At 47.5% G+C, this 15,717-nt stretch carries 10 protein-coding genes and 1 pseudogene; 3 read left to right on the top strand and 8 right to left on the bottom strand.

Features of this window, described 5'->3' with window-relative positions; all coding sequences use genetic code 11:
* Positions 1–34: 34 nt before the first annotated feature.
* On the top strand, positions 35–643 hold the full coding sequence (locus E0D71_RS03440) for a short chain dehydrogenase (protein ID WP_133001881.1): 609 nt from the start codon (positions 35–37) through the stop codon (positions 641–643).
* Between the two features lie 81 nt (positions 644–724).
* Here E0D71_RS03440 and E0D71_RS03435 read toward each other — a convergent pair.
* The 3 genes and pseudogenes from E0D71_RS03435 to E0D71_RS03425 all read right to left on the bottom strand — a co-directional run bounded on the left by E0D71_RS03435 (position 725) and on the right by E0D71_RS03425 (position 3,923).
* Positions 725–1,951, bottom strand: a pseudogene (locus E0D71_RS03435) (extracellular solute-binding protein).
* A 44-nt stretch (positions 1,952–1,995) separates the two neighbouring features.
* Positions 1,996–2,805: an alpha/beta hydrolase-fold protein gene (locus E0D71_RS03430; RefSeq protein WP_133001880.1), complete on the bottom strand. Its 810-nt coding sequence runs from the start codon at positions 2,803–2,805 to the stop codon at positions 1,996–1,998.
* 11 nt (positions 2,806–2,816) lie between these two features.
* A complete protein-coding gene (locus E0D71_RS03425) occupies positions 2,817–3,923 on the bottom strand; it encodes a Zn-dependent alcohol dehydrogenase (RefSeq protein WP_133001879.1) in 1,107 nt (368 codons plus the stop codon).
* Between the two features lie 196 nt (positions 3,924–4,119).
* On the opposite strand from E0D71_RS03425, the gene E0D71_RS03420 reads away from it, so the two are divergent.
* Together E0D71_RS03420 and E0D71_RS03415 are read left to right on the top strand one after the other, a co-directional pair.
* Positions 4,120–4,992 carry an AraC family transcriptional regulator gene (locus E0D71_RS03420; protein WP_133001878.1) on the top strand — a complete coding sequence of 291 codons (873 nt, stop codon included), beginning with the start codon at positions 4,120–4,122 and terminating at the stop codon, positions 4,990–4,992.
* 98 nt (positions 4,993–5,090) lie between these two features.
* Positions 5,091–5,924, top strand: a complete 834-nt coding sequence (locus E0D71_RS03415) for a phytanoyl-CoA dioxygenase family protein (protein WP_133001877.1) — start codon at positions 5,091–5,093, stop codon at positions 5,922–5,924.
* A 168-nt stretch (positions 5,925–6,092) separates the two neighbouring features.
* On the opposite strand, the gene E0D71_RS03410 is transcribed toward E0D71_RS03415, so the two are convergent.
* The 5 genes from E0D71_RS03410 to E0D71_RS03390 all read right to left on the bottom strand — a co-directional run bounded on the left by E0D71_RS03410 (position 6,093) and on the right by E0D71_RS03390 (position 15,716).
* Complete coding sequence (locus E0D71_RS03410) at positions 6,093–6,998, bottom strand: response regulator transcription factor (RefSeq protein ID WP_207923317.1); 906 nt, start codon at positions 6,996–6,998, stop codon at positions 6,093–6,095.
* 1 nt (position 6,999) lies between these two features.
* Positions 7,000–10,500, bottom strand: a complete 3,501-nt coding sequence (locus E0D71_RS03405) for an ATP-binding protein (protein ID WP_133001876.1) — start codon at positions 10,498–10,500, stop codon at positions 7,000–7,002.
* A 224-nt stretch (positions 10,501–10,724) separates the two neighbouring features.
* Complete coding sequence (locus tag E0D71_RS03400; protein ID WP_133001875.1) at positions 10,725–12,110, bottom strand: DEAD/DEAH box helicase; 1,386 nt, start codon at positions 12,108–12,110, stop codon at positions 10,725–10,727.
* A 142-nt stretch (positions 12,111–12,252) separates the two neighbouring features.
* Positions 12,253–13,134: a transglutaminase family protein gene (locus tag E0D71_RS03395; RefSeq protein ID WP_133001874.1), complete on the bottom strand. Its 882-nt coding sequence runs from the start codon at positions 13,132–13,134 to the stop codon at positions 12,253–12,255.
* The gene (locus E0D71_RS03390) at positions 13,134–15,716 is read right to left on the bottom strand and encodes a circularly permuted type 2 ATP-grasp protein (protein WP_133001873.1); all 2,583 of its coding nucleotides are present in this window, start codon (positions 15,714–15,716) and stop codon (positions 13,134–13,136) included. The genes E0D71_RS03395 and E0D71_RS03390 overlap by 1 nt, the downstream gene beginning before the upstream one ends.
* Position 15,717 lies beyond the last annotated feature (1 nt).

Genomic DNA, 15,717 nt, shown 5'->3' with positions numbered 1-15,717 from the left:
CTATCTTAAATCCTTATGAATAGTGGAGACTAAAATGAAGATTGTTTTAATCGGAGCGACGGGCACCGTTGGTTCAGCGGTAGCGAAAGAATTAAGCGAATTTGATGTTGTAAAAGTGGGTTTTAGTGGCGGTGATTATCAAGTCGACATCGAAGACAGAGCCGCTCTTGATGCCTTGTTTGAAAAAATCGGTATGGTAGATGCCATCATCTCAACGACAGGTCAGATCGCCTTTGGTCCCATCAAAGAACTTAATTATGAGCAGTTTGCGACGACGGTAAACAGCAAGATTTTGGGGCATATTAACCTTTTTCAGGCTGGTCGTGAGTACGTTAAAAAAGGCGGCAGCATGACCTTTACTTCTGGTTATTTGGCTCAGCATCCTATCGAAGGGTCATCGGCTGTTAGTCTAGTGAATGCGGCGTTAGATTCTTTTGCTAAGGCGGCTGCATTAGAGTTAGCCGGTGAGCTTAGAGTGAATACGGTAAGCCCAAGATTCTTAAAAGAAACCCTAGAGCAAATGGGCATGGAGACGGCAGAAGGCGTGTCAGCAGCGGATACGGCAAAAGCGTATCGCCACGCGATTCTAGCCACAGAAACTGGTCAAGCGTTTGATACCGCAGCGTTTGTTACTGCAGACTAGGCTGTTCTCGAGATAGACCATATCAATGATAAAGCCCATGAAGCGTCTGTTGAGACAAGTTTCATGGGCTTTTTTATTGGCTTATTTAAACGTGCGTTGACGAACTTTTTCTAGGCGATTGAGTATCTTATCAAGACGTTCAGGTTTGACCATGAATTCTTGAAATCCCTTCATGCCTTCTTTTGCCATATTAGGGTGAGTGTCACGGTCATAGAACTGAGCGGTGCCACTGGCGTTGCTTAATACTTCTACGCCTTTGTTTAAGAAGTAGTTATCCACCGCAGAGGCGTGTTTGTTAGTGGGGATTTGCAACAAAGCAGCGTTGACCAAGGTTTGGTTCTCTGCCCGCGCCATAAACTTAAGAAACTTACGAGCGTCTTTTTTATTGTGAGCTTTGGCGGGTATATGAATGGTGTCGGTTGGCGCGTCTTCCGCGACAGGAACGTTAGGATCTATGATGGGGAATTGAAAGAAGCCCATTTTTCCATCCAGTTCTTTAGGGAAATTCGGCGCAATATAGTTACCAATCAAGTACATGGCCGCTGTGCCATTCTATAAGAAAGGCTGTGCTTCTTGCCAAGAGTAAGAGGAATGATTGGCCAAGAAGTAGCCTGGTTTCACCAGCTCTAGCCAATATTTGAATACGTTACGTACTCGCTCGTCAGTATAAGCGATGCGACCCTCCATCAAATCCATGTGAAATTTAAGCCCATTAAGGCGCAAATCTAGGTAGTCGAACCAAGCGGCAGCAGGCCATAGAAATTTTGTACCAATGGCGATGGGGGCAATGTTATTGGCTTTTAGTGTTGCGCTGGCGTCTAGTAAGTCTTGCCATGTTTTTGGCTCAGAAAGGCCATACTTTTCAAACAAATCTTTGCGGTAATACACGCCTACTTGGTAGTAGGTGTAGGGAATGCCCCATTGCTTATTGTTGATTGTCATGGAAGACAAAGAAGACGGCATGCTCTCTTTGAGGTTGAGCTCATCCCAGATATCACTGACATCGTCAAACAAGTTCCGATCGACAAAGGTCTTCATACGGTTGCCCGCATACCAGAACACAACATCTGGTGGTGAGGTCGCTAACCAGTTACGGATGGCGGTTTTATAGGCTTCTTTATCGTAGAGGTTGTACTTTACGTCGATGTCAGGGTTTTCTGCTTTGAATTTGCTAATGATCTTTTCGAAGGCCGCTTTTGGTGCGGAATCGGCTTGGTCCGAATTGATCACAAGAGTATCGGCATGGGCCGAACTTGCTAGTGCGGCGGCGAGTATCAGAGGGCTTAATAATGAGCTGAGCTTTTTCATGACGGTTCCTTTTTTTCTTTTTATTTAGGATGGCATTTATTGTCTTATGTTGCTTGTTTCTGTGACTCAATGTGATGAAAGAAACGAAATGTCTTTTCAATCTGTTGGTGCCAATATGGCCAGTTATGTTCTCCAGGAAACGGTTCAAACTGATGTGCTATGTTGAGTTTTTCTAGGTTCTGGTGCAACTCGACATTGGCGTCAAATAAAGGGTCTTCTACGCCACAATCAAAGCGCAAAGGAGGCAGCGTGGCAGCGTGTTTCTGACACCAAAAAAGCAGGTTATCTTGCTCGTTATTATCCCCACGATATTGGGTCAGCGGTGTCTTGGTAAAGTTACTCATTTGCTCGATCTTGGTGATGGCTGAGTGTGCGGAAATAGCGCTAATTTGGTCGCAGTATTTTGCTCCTAGGCGTAATGCGCCGTAGCCTCCCATCGACAGGCCGGTTAGATAAATACGGCTGGATTCAGACACACATGGCACAGTTTCCACAACGGCTGCTAGCACGTCTTGCATGATCCATTGTTCGTAATCCCCGTGCTTTGTTGGCAAATAGGCAGAGCCGTCTTGCAGGCCGCCATCAGAGGGCATAACCAGTACGAAATTCAGCCTAGGATGAGAGCGTTTTATGGCCTCGTATACCAGATGAACGCCGCCTAAATGCATCCATACCCAATGGTTCCCATAGACGCCATGCAGCAGCAAAATAATCGGGACGTTTTGCCCTTGGGCGTTCACGTTGTACACAGACACATCATGGCGACGTTCAAGATGAGAGGAATGAATCGTCAAAAACTGCGTGTTATCGGGTGTGTAAATGGGGTTGGACACTTCTAAGCGTTTGATTGTCATGATTTGTGCCCTTAATCAAACACCACGACGCCTTTGGCAATGCGACCATGGATCAGGTCATCAAAGCCTTGGCTTAGGGTGCTTAGTGAGTATGTGTGACTAACCAGCTCATCCAGCTTTAAGTCGCCTTGTTGGTATTGCGACAAAATGCGGGGAAAATCGCGTTGCGGATTGCACATGCCGTATAACGGGTTGATGTATTTTTTATCCCATTCGAAAAGCTGGCAATCAAACTCGATACGTTGCTCTATGCCGCTGACTTGCACGGCGGTGCCAGCATGACGGATCAAGGCTAAAGGCGCGGCACCAAGCGCTGGAATCGCGGTGCACTCAAACGCGTAGTCGGCCCCGAGGCCATCAGTGAGTTGCTTCACCTGAGCGGTCACCTGTCGAAAGTCTGGGTCATTTTTATCCGCGATAATGCCATGAGTCGCGCCAAAGCGTGTGGCTTGGTCAAGTCGTTCTTGGGTGATATCAATCGCAATGATCATACGGGCGCCAGACACCTTGCTGGCTTGAATCACATTGAGCCCGACGCCACCACAACCAATAACACAGGCTGAGCTGCCCGCTTTTAACTGGGCGGCGTTCACCACAGAACCCCAACCAGTCATGACGCCACAACCAATAATGGCGGCGGTAGGGAAGGGGATCTCTTTAGGAATTTTGACCACAGCGGCTTCTTTTACGACGGTCATTTCACTCATGGTGCCTAAATGAAAGGAACGTTCGAGGGGGCGCGTGTCATGCTGGCAAGCAGCGGCATGAGCATGCCCTTTAAGCCCACAACCACAGACAGGGGAATGGTTGGCGCAAAGGTGCAAGTTGCCTTCTGCGCATTGAAAGCATTGTCCGCAAGGAATTGCCCAATTTAAAATGACATGGTCGCCAACCTCGACACGAGAAACGTGTTCGCCGACTGCAGACAAAATACCTGCGCCTTCATGGCCAACAACAAAGTGTTTATTCCAATGTTGGATAGAGTCCCAATCAGTATGGCAAATGCCACTGGCTTTTAGGCGGATTTGAACTTCGTCTGCAGCAGGTAGGCCAACGTCGATCTGAGTAAGTTGATAATGACCTTGGCCGTTTGAAACGATGGCTTGAACCTGAGGCATGGCTTTTCCTTAACGCTTAAAAGAGGGTGATAGTTCACTCATTAACCTCGATTAGAACATGCAAGGGAGACGCTATTCTGCCAAATGATTGTCCCGTAATAGCATATATTTGTGGTTTTTTGTGTTTTGGCTATGCTAAAGATAATAAGCAATATCTGATACTTTTGTTCGTTGTGATGCAGGTTGAAATACAATAATGATAAAAACACAAACCTACTGCGAGCCTTTTTGTATTCAAGAAGGCTACCAATTTGAAGTCCATAGCGTTGCCTATGAAGAAGGGGAAAGCTACTCGTGTTTTATGCATTTTCATGAAGTGCACGAGTTTATTATTTTTGATCAAATAGACGGTTCATACTTTTACTCGCAAGGTGAATCCCAGCTCAAAGACAAAGACATTGTTTTTACCCCAGCGCTGGAAACCCATGATTTTGAATTAAACTCAGGGCAGAAATCTTGGACTATTGTGCAGTTTTTACCTGCCTTTTTAGACGATAATAATCTCAGCAAAGAGGCCGACTTCCTTCAGTTTGGCATTCATCTACGCTTAGACAAAGAGCAGTTGCTCAACGTGCAGCAGCAGGTGGCGTGGCTAAAGCAGAGTTATCAAGCCGATCCACACAGTGAGATGAGCTTGACCTTATTGAAGCTGTTGATTATTTGGGTCGTAGAACACGCTAAGCCAGTCAGCTATTTACATGCCCAGCCGATTACGAAAAGCAAAGGCTATGAGCGTCTTGAACCTGTGATTGACCTGTTTCGGCATCATGCTTATGTTGAGCTTTCTTTGGTGGAGGCCGCGGCGCTTTGTCATATTTCAACGTCGTATTTCTCGCGCCTTTTCAAAAGTGTTTTTCGTTTTAATTTCTCTGAATATACGATTCGGCATAAGCTTTACAGTTCGGCTCGTATGCTGACACAAAGCAATAAATCGATCACAGAAATCAGTTATGAATTGGATTTTTCAACGCCGTCTCATTTTATTTCTGTGTTTAAAAAACAGTTTTCAGTCACCCCAAAACAGTATCGAAATGAGCTGTTAGGGCGTTCAGTGGCTAAAACATCTTAGTGCAAATATTTGATATTTTTGAGCGATAGTAGCGTTTTTCTTTGGCTTGTTAGTTCGTAATCTAATGGCATATCTATGTTGTTAGAGGAAGGCCAATCATGACGTGTTTTGATCAACTACTCAGCGTACCAGAGGACACCATCACGGCGTTTAATCAACAAGGCCATGTGCGAATCAATGGCGTGTGTGATGAACCGCAAGTGGCGTTGAGTCGACAAGCGATCCGTTCCGCGGTAGAGGATCGTAAATCCCGCCTTGCCCTAAAACCGCTCGAAGAACGCGACACTTATGGTAAAGCTTTCTTACAAATCATGAACTTATGGCCAGATTACCCAGAAGTCGCAAAGTTTGTTATGGCGAAGCGCTTTGCCGGTATTGCTGCGCAATTGTTAGGCACAGACAAGGTGCGAATTTATCATGATCAGGCCTTATACAAAGAGCCTTATGGTGGCTTAACCCCTTGGCATCAGGATCAATATTATTGGCCGTTAGAGACGGATAAAATCCTCACCATGTGGATGCCTTTAATTGATATAACAAAGAACATGGGCACGCTGAATTTTGCCAGTGGCACCGGTAAGGTTGGGTATTTGGGGGATATTCCTATTTCAGATGAATCTGAAAAAATCCTTAGCGATTTGTGCCAGAAACGAGGCTTTGAGATAGTTAATCATGGTGCAATGCAAGCGGGTGACGCGACCTTCCATTCGGGGTGGTGTTTGCACGGAGCCCACGAAAACCAATCCAATGTGATGCGTGAAGCCATGACCATTATTTGGTATGCCGATAACACCAAAATTATCGAAGACCCAGATAGCCAAGGGCGTTGGAACAAAGGCCGCCGAGATGATATGACTCGTTGGTTGCCAGATCGCCAGCCTGGGGAAATGGCCGATGGCAAACTTAACCCATTGATTGAGCCCTTTTCCTAGGGGGGCTCGTTTTTTATCGAGTTCTTCTCGTGGTTTTATCAAGAGTCCTGCAGGTACTTTCTTTCATTGAGTACCCGCTTTAAGGAAGAGGCTTTACTTCTTGTATAGATTGGCTTCTTCCTTTTTTTTATTCCGAGGTTGGTGAGTGCTTTTGAGGACAAGGAGAAGCTAGGCGTTGGCGAGTATTTTTAGTGCAATGCCTGCGGCGGCGGTGCGGTTTTCGACACTCAGTTTCGGAAAAATCTGCTCTAGGTGCTTGTTCACGGTTCTTGGGCTCATATCGAGTATTTGGGCAATCTCACGGTTGGTTTTTCCATTGGCGAGCCAGTGCAATACTTCGGATTCTCGTTCTGTTAATCCCAACTCTTGGCGTAATAAATGGGGGCCGGTGGGGCGGCGTCCGTCTTCTAATTTGAGTAAGCGTTCTTGTCCTTGTTCTGCGCTTACGATTTTAACCGACAATGGATAATCTAACCCGCTGAGTGGCAAACGACTGTCTATTTCGGGCTGATGATCAAGCCACTGTTTTAGTTGTTGGGTGAGGACCTTGTGCTGCCATTGGGTTGAGGCGCGTGCCTTGGCAAGCAGCGCATAGGTTTGTGGCGTTGCCCACATTATATTACCGTCATCTGACACCGTCATTAGGTGTTGGCCTGTGTTATCCAGCGCTAATTGAGCGCTGCTGGTTAGGCGAGCATTATTAAGATGAACCTTCATGCGTGCCAGCAACTCGCTAGGCTTGATCGGCTTTGTTAGGTAGTCGACCCCTCCCACTTCTAGGCCTCGAACTATGTCATCTGTGTCACTCAATCCGGTCATAAAGATCACCGGAATGGAGGCCAGACTTGCGTCGGCTTTTAGAGCTCGGCAGGTTTCAAATCCGTCCATGGTTGGCATGATGGCGTCGAGTAAAATAATATCAGGTCGAATACGCTTGGCGATGGTGAGGGCTTGTTTGCCTTCTAGTGCCACCAGCACATCCATATTGGCGGCTTCTAAAGTGTCGTTAATCAAGCTGAGCGCATCGGCAGAGTCGTCTACCACCAAGACAATGTCATTGTTCGTTTTCATCATGTTACTTTGTCTCCTGCGTTGCTTGAGATGGTTGGCTCATGGCATCGATTGTGCTGTGTTGGGTTAAGTAAGAGGCCAAGATATCGAATTGAAAGGTGTTGTAAAACTGTTCGATCTTGTTCTGTTGTTCGGTGTTTAGTAACTCAAATTGCGCTATTTTTTGTAAGGTATTGCCCACGCCTTTTCGATACCCCATTTCAGCGAAGGCGACCAATTCACGGATCAATTCATGGTCTGGAATAGGAGCCTCTGAGTCATTGTTGTTGTTTTTTAAGGTGTTTTTTACTGGCGAACAATAATCGACAGACGTCGTTTTGGACGCGGAATCTGGCGCATTAATGGGCGTTTGATAGACCCAATCAAGGTCAATATTGGCCGAGATTTTCTCAAGCAAGGTTTGGTTATTGACCGGTTTGACCAAGTAGTCATCAAAGGCGGCTTTTTCGTCGGGCTGTCTATGTTGTTCTTGGGCGTCAGCAGACAGCATAATGATAGGAACCTTAACGCCTTGGTGGCGCAGTTTTTTGGCCAATTCTAGGCCGCTCATGCCGGGCATAGAGACATCCAAAATAAACAGATCAGGGGCAACGTCGGGCAATTGAGACAAACAATGCTCCGCGTCGTAGGCTTCATAGGTGATGAAGTTAAGGGGCACTAAAATGTCTGCCAGCAAGCCACGCACCACAGGGTCGTCGTCCACCACAAAGAGCTTTTTTTGGAAGCCATGGTAGCCAATAACACGTTGTTGGGTGTTTTCTCGTAGGGTTTCTTTGTTTACCCAAGGGAGCATTAGGTTCACTGTAAACTCACTGCCTTCACCTACTTGGCTGTTGGCTTGTAAATCACCCCCCATAATTTCTGTGAGTAATTTTACTATGGTGAGGCCTAAACCTGTGCCGGGTAAGTTGGCGGTATCGGCATTACGAACCCGTTCAAAAGGGTCGAAAATACGCGCCATCTGATGCTCTGGGATGCCAGGGCCTGAGTCTTTAATCACAAATTCCGCCACTTGATTACGATAGCGAATAAAAAAATCTACACGGCCCGCTTTGGTGTATTTAATGGCGTTGGATAACAGGTTGATCAGAATCTGACGTAAGCGCTTTTCGTCAGTCATTACCGAGTGTGGCAAAGGGTCGAGAATGTGATGTTGGAAATGCAGCCCTTTGCTGGTGGCCTGCATCGAAAACATATTGCAGAGCTGTTCAATTAGCGCCGGTAAATCCACTGTGTTGCGATACAGGTCTAAGCGCCCCGCTTCGATTTTCGAAATGTCCAACAATCCCTCGATCAGGTCTGCTAAATACTGACCACTGCGCTGGATAATGTCTAAGCCATGTTGGTGTTGTGGTGGCATTTCATTTTTGTCAGAAAGCAGTTGAGCGTAGCCAATGATCGATTGCAGTGGGGTTCTTAGTTCGTGACTTATCCCGGTTAAATAGCGACTTTTTGCCGCATTAGAGCGTTCTGCCAGCTCTTTTGCTGATTGTAGTGCCTTGTCTGTTTCCTGGTGGGCATCGATTTCTTGCGTCAGCTTTCGAGTTTGCCGATTGGACTCTTTTTGTGCCACCACTCGGCTTTCATGAGCGAGCAGAAACAGCCAAGAAAGCACCCCAGAAACAATTAAGAGTGTAAAAAAGAGGGTCCACATGGTCTGGCTTAATAGGGCGGCTTCGGAGAGCGTTTGCGGTGCCATTTGTCGATAGATTAAGGTCATCAGTGCGGCGTTAATTAAGTTGATCACCACCAGCAGGGTGGCAAAACGCCCGAGTCGGGAATTGATTAGGCGCACAACTTTTTTCGGCAAAAACATGCGTTGAAACGCGATGCTCTGTTGGCTGATGCGGGCATGAGGTTTGCAGCTGTCCATGCAGCGAACATCCAAAGAGCAGCACAATGAGCAAATCGGTTGCTGATACGCTGAGCAGTAGCTCATGTCGGCGACTTCAAAGGTGTTTTCACAAATGCCACAAGTGAGTACGCGATAGGTGATCTTCGGGTGTTGATCCGCTTCTAGGAGAATCAATGGCAGTAATTCGGGCGATTGTCGTGCTAAATAATACTTGCCCTTGGTGAGCCAAGCGATGGTTGGCACGCACACAAAGCAGCTGGCAAGACTGACAAAATGACACAGGGCTTTCATGGTGTCGCCAAACACGCCTAAATAGCTCACCAACCCCAAAATAGTCGCGATCAGCATGGAGCCGGTGCCAACTGGATTAATATCGTATAAATGCGCGCGTTTGAACTCCACATAATCAGGGCTTAACTTGAGTGGCTTATTGATCAATAGATCCGCTGACAAACACCCTAACCAACTTACCGCGGCGATGGCAAACACCCCCAATATGGCCTCTAGGGCTTGGTAAATCCCCAACTCCATGAGCAATAATGCGATGGTGACATTAAACACCAACCAGACCACGCGACCTGGGTGGCTGTGAGTTAACCGAGAGAAAAAATTAGACCAAGCAATTGACCCTGCATAGGCATTGGTGAGGTTGATCTTCATTTGACAGATAAACACCATGATGGCGGCCATGATGAGCGCGAGAATGGGGGAGTTGGTAAGAAACTCGAACACCCCTTGATACATATGAGTGGGGTCGGCGGCTTGCTCAAACGGCAAGCCATTTGAAAAGGCGAGGAAGGCCAGAAACGACCCAAGCAGCATTTTTATTCCCCCCATAAACACCCAGCCAGGCCCTGCAATAATCAGCCAAAACCACCAGCGTCTTTTATTCTCTGCTGTCTTTTCTGGCATAAAGCGAAGGTAGTCTACCTGCTCTCCAATTTGCGCCATGAGAGCAAAGAGCATAGAAGCGGCGGCGCCAAAGAGAATCAGATTAAAGTTGCCGCTGTTGGGTAAGTCGGGGACAGTGTACTCGCTCCAAGCCTGGAAATGATCGTATTCGTTGAACACCACAACCAACAATGCGGTTAATTGCAACGCCAGCCAAATGTATTGGGTGAGCCACTGAAATCGGCTTATTGCCCGTATGCCATGGGTCACAATCGGTATCACAAACACCGCCGATAGAGCATAACCAATGGCTAGAGGAATACTAAATAAGACTTCTAGTGCCGAGGCGAGAATGGCGGCTTCAATGGCAAAGAAAATAAAGGTGAAGGTTGCGTAGATAAGCGATGTGATGGTGGAACCTAAATAGCCAAAGCCCGCCCCACGAGTCAGCAGGTCAATGTCCAAACCGTGCTTGGCAGAATAATAGGCAATGGGAAAGCCGGTGATAAAAAACACCAGTAAGACGACAGCAATTGCTGCGATGGCATTCGTAAAACCATAATTGAGCGTGATGGCGGCGGCAAGGCCTTCCAGCGCCAGAAAAGCGGTGGCGCCTAAGGCGGTGTTGGCCACTCGCTCAATGCTCATTGTGTGGGTTTGTTTGGAGGTGTAGCGTAACGCAAAATCTTCCAGAGTTTGGTCAGCAACCCATTTATTATAATGGCGTCGAACTTTAAATATTTTTTGTGATACCGGCATGCGCATCTCGACAGAATAGTGAATGGCGGTAACGCCATGCATTAAAAAGGTGCGAATAAATAGTGTAATGCACCAATACTGTATCTCTAGATGTGAAAAAGCCGCATTAACTGAAGTCGTTTAATGCAAATACACAGATAGGTCCGTAATAACGGTAGATGGTGAGAAATCTTGCAGGCATCGTGCCACCCCATGGTCTTGTGGGGCGGCACGATAGTGAGCAGTTAGTCTTGTGCTGGACTTGGCTTGCGGTTACGACGAGCAGGCGCTAACGGCTTGCTGCGTATGCCTTGCCCTGGGGTAACATCTGCCTTTGGAGCGGCTTTTGCGCCATTTCCAGAGCGACGAGCGCCAGAGAATTTTGCAGAGCCGCCAGAACCTTGTTTTGCCCCAGCGTGCTGGTCACGTGGTGACTTAGCGCGTTTGGGTTTATTTGGTTTAATTGGACGCGTGTCTAATGTGGTGTCTGGCAACATATGCGTTGGCATAAAGTCGTCCACATAACGGCGTTCAATTAACTTTTGCGTAAGACGTTCAATGGCTCTTAGTTGGTCTAGCTCATCGGCCGCGACGAGAGAGATCGCTTTACCTGTTGCACCAGCACGACCAGTACGACCGATACGGTGAACATAGTCTTCTGCCACATCTGGTAGATCAAAGTTCACCACATGAGGCAATTGTTCGATGTCCAGACCACGAGCGGCGATGTCGGTCGCAACCAGCGCTCTAACACGGCCTTCTTTAAAGTCTGCTAGGGCGCGAGTTCGTGCGCCCTGGCTTTTATTACCATGGATGGCGCTGGCACGAATGCCGCTTGCTTCAAGTAATTTCGTGATCTTGTTTGCGCCGTGTTTGGTGCGCGAAAACACTAAGACCTGTTCCCACTCACCTTCAGAAATCAGTTCGATCAAAAGCTCTGTTTTGCGTTTTTTATCGACCGGATGAAGCCACTGTTCAACCGAAACGGCTGTCGCGTTTCTTGGGGTAACAGAAATTTCAACTGGGTTGTTTACCAAGCCTTTTGCCAACTGACGAATTTCTGGAGAAAAGGTGGCAGAAAACAATAGATTCTGGCGTTTCTTAGGCAATATCGCGAGGATCTTTTTGATGTCATGAATAAAGCCCATGTCTAACATGCGGTCAGCTTCATCGAGTACCAACACTTCGAGATTGTCGAAGCGAACGGCTTTTTGATTGTACAAATCCATCAAGCGACCTGGCGTGGCGATAAGGATATCGGCGCCGCGGCGCAATGCCATCATTTGTGGGTTTATTTTCACGCCACCGAATACTACGGTGGATTTTAGCGCAAGGTGTTTGCCGTATTCTTGAACGCTGGCAGCGACTTGTGCAGCAAGTTCACGGGTTGGCGTTAACACAAGGGCACGGACTTGGTTACTTTTTGCAGGTTCGCCTTGGATTAGGCGTTCTAGCAATGGCAAGGTGAAACCAGCGGTTTTACCAGTACCCGTTTGGGCTGCAGCCATCACATCTTGACCTTCCAATACGGCTGGAATGGCTTGAGCTTGAATGGCAGAAGGCGTGGTATAACCTTGCTCTTCAATGGCTTTTAAGATGGGGGCAGATAGCCCAAGGGCGTTGAAACTCATAGGTGTTCTCATTTATTAAAAAAGGTGGGTGCTAGGCAAAGAAGTTCTACCTAGTATAGATTGTGTGGAGCTTACCCTATATCCCTTTTACATGCTATGTCATCGATGTTGGGAAAATGTACGATGACCTTTACAAATAAGGTTAAAGGCGTCGTACATCCACAGAGACCGACATTTGTTGGCTGCCACCGCCTTCAAAGATAACCCCTTGAAGTGGTGTCACATCGGCGTAGTCACGTCCCCAAGCGGTCACTATGTGTTGATCGCTGGGCATTAAATCGTTGGTAGGGTCGAACTCAACCCAGCCCAGTTCCGGCAGGAAAATCGCAAACCAAGCGTGTGAGGCATCGACGCCGATGAGTTTTTCTTGGCCAGGCGGCGGTAGGGTTTCTAGGTAACCGCTCATATAGCGTGCCGGTAACCCAACGGAGCGTAAACAGCCGATGGCCAGGTGTGCAAAGTCTTGGCAAACCCCGCTGCGTTGCTCTAATACTTGCTCAAGTGGCGTCGCCACCGTGGTTGTATTGGGGTCAAAAGTGAATTCACTGAACAGTTTATGGGTAAACTCTAGCGTCGCTTTTAAGGCATTTTTATCCTCTGTAAACACTTCTGCAGCGTAATCCTGAAGTGCTTTTGAACGACGCACTTGAGAGGAGTCCAACAAATACTCTTTGGCTAAGCGCTCTTCAGGTGTGCTTGGCGCTTTTAGCAAAGCTCGTAATTGACCACAGCTGATGGTGCTTTTGGCTTGATAGGTCTCAAGGTCAATAGGGGTAATTTCGAAGTCACACGTTACGTCTATTTCGAGTTTTTTATGGGCTTCTTGAATCGAAAAATAGAAGGTTTGATTGCCAAAGTAATCGGTGCTTTCGTTTTGATAAACGGGCAGTGGTGTAATGCGTACTTTTTGATTAAGGCAACGCTGGTGCTGGGTATCTCTGGGTAATAAATGCGCCATGTTGTAACACAGGCTAACGGGGGCGCCGTATGAGTATTTTGTGATATGACGTACTCGGTATCGCATTATTGGCTCCCCCAGCTATTTTCTACCAAGGAATGAGGCCCAGCGGTATGGTCAAAATATTTGTCACTGATAAACACAGTAAACTGTTCAAGTTGCTCTAATAGTTGTGTCATGAGTTGCTCAAGAGGCCGCCGTGTTTGTGTGCTGCTGTCCACTTGAACGAGAGCGTCTAAATCGGCCAGTTGAATGTCATTCAACGACTTAATAATCAAGTGGTTTTCTGGGCTTAATCCTGAGGTTGGCAGGTTATTGCGAGGCAGCTTTTTAAGGTGCTTACGCAACTGATTGATTTGATAAATCAACGACCTAGGGTTAGTGCCATCGAGCATAAGCAGCTCTAATCCGTATTCAACACGCGCGCGATTGCGGTAGCGTCGACGAAAAGAAATCAACGCCTCAACACTGAGTAGCACAGACTCAAGGACTTGCTGTTGTTGCGGCGCTGGTAATGGCTTGGCTAAAGATGAACGCAGTAGCGTGGCCGTTTGCAGCGCGCGCTCAGTACGACGGCCAATTTCTTGAAAGGTCCAATCGAGGCCGCGTAACATGCTTTCGTGGTTTAACCCAGATAAAGCCAGTAATGAGGTAACCAAGCTGTCGAGAGACTCTTCAGGAGCCGCAGGCAAGCCATTGGTGTAAGCGCGATCCAGTTCGTGAATGTGATCGCGTAACTCATTAATGATGATACGAGTGTCGGCGGAGAGCATTTCTTTGACTTGTTCACCACAGTTGATCATCGCTTGTAAGTTCGCTTTGATCGATCCGGGGCGATTGCCATCGGTAATGATGGACACTAATTCACTGTCTGGTGTGTCAATGAGTGCGTCGTCCGCGTCGGTAAATCCGGGCAAACAACCGGTTTGTATGGACACCATTTCCAGCATCAAGCGACGGCTTTCAGCGGGCAAGGGATCAATGCCATTCATCTGCTTGAATAGAGTGCGCAGTAAACGCGTACTGAGTTCTGCTCGTTCAGCGTAGCGTCCCATCCAGAATAAGTTTTCCACAACTCGACTGGGCAAATTGGTCTGCAAAACTTCATTTTGCAAGATGACTTTGTCTGACAGCTGCTCAGTTTGTTTTTCCGGCTCGGAGGCCAGAATCCAGGTGTCCTTGCTTTTAGAAGAAGAGAGATTGGAGACTATGGTGTCTTTTTCCCCATTACTAACGCGCGATAAGCCACCAGGCATGACGGCAAAATGGCCTTGGTCTGAGACAGTGAAGGCGCGCAAAATGCTCGATCTCGCTTGTAATCCGCCATCTTGCCATACCGGTGCCACAGACCCAGGAATGTAGCTTTGTGCGGTATACAAATGAGGCTGTTTTTTGATCATGGCTAAGGTGTTTAGCTGTTGCTTTTCATTCAGTGTATGGCCATAAATACTGGGCTGATTAGGGTGTCGAATGGCCGACTTGATAATCAAGTCACTGATGTTCTTAGTGACGTAATCGAAATCGTCCGCATCGCCGCACCACCAAGTAGATACGGATGGAATAGCCAGTTCAGAACCGGTTAAGAAACGGCTAATCTCGGGGAGAAATTTCAATAACGCAGGTGTTTCAAGGACTCCGCTACCCAGAGGATTCGCTATGGCAACGTTGCCAGCACGAACCACTTCCAATAAGCCTGGCACGCCTAGCATGGAGTCTGTTCTAAGTTCGGCTTGATCACAGTAAGCGTCATCAACACGCCGTAAAATCACGTCGACTCGTTCTAGTCCACTGAGGGATTTCATCCAAACCGCGCCATTACGAACGGTTAAGTCACTGCCTTGTACTAACGGTAGCCCCAAATAGTTCGCCATATAGGCTTGTTCAAAATAGGTGTTGCTAAAGGCCCCTGGGGTGAGCATGACAATGCGAGGACTATCGGTCCAGTCACTGGCAAGTTTGGCAAGCATGCCTTTGAGTGAATGGAAAAACGCCGACAATCGGTGCACCTGACTGTCGCGGAAAATACTGGGAATGACGCGTGAAACGACGGTTCGGTTTTCCAGTGCGTAGCCCGCGCCACTAGGCGCTTGTGTGCGATCGCCAATGATCTGGAATTGACCGCTACTGTTGCGCACCATGTCGACACCATGCAACAGCAGCTGGTGGGGACCTGGGGTAATGATGTTGTCACATTGACGCAGAAAACCTGGATGACTAAAGAGAATTTCAGCCGGCAGAATGCCGTTTTTTATCAGTTCTCTTGGGCCATAGAAATCTTTTAAGATGAGGTCAAACAAAGAAGAGCGCTGTGCCAAACCTTCTTCTATGTGTTGCCATTCATCGCTTTGAATAACATTGGGAATCAAATCCAGCGACCAAACGCTTGGCGTTAATGGGTCGCTGGTTAGATTGTATGTCGCACCGTCTTCACGGAGTATGCGCTGTGCACGCGCTTGTCTATCGACCATGCCGACATTAGAGAGACCTCTAATACTGTTGAGCAAGTGCTCCCAGTGTGGGCGCGGTTGGCGATCTTCCGTGAAGGCCTCATCAAAAGCATCCATTGGCATTTCATAATCAGAAAATAACGCCTGAGCGGATGATGAATCATCCGCTGGCGTACTAAGAATACTAGATTGAGATTGCATA

The organism is Marinomonas sp. KMM3893 (genome assembly GCF_004352855.1).
In the GTDB taxonomy this organism is placed as follows: Bacteria; Pseudomonadota; Gammaproteobacteria; order Pseudomonadales; family Marinomonadaceae; genus Marinomonas; species Marinomonas arenicola.
The sequence above is the reverse complement of the archived record's forward strand: the minus strand, read 5'-3'. Positions and strand labels throughout refer to the sequence as shown.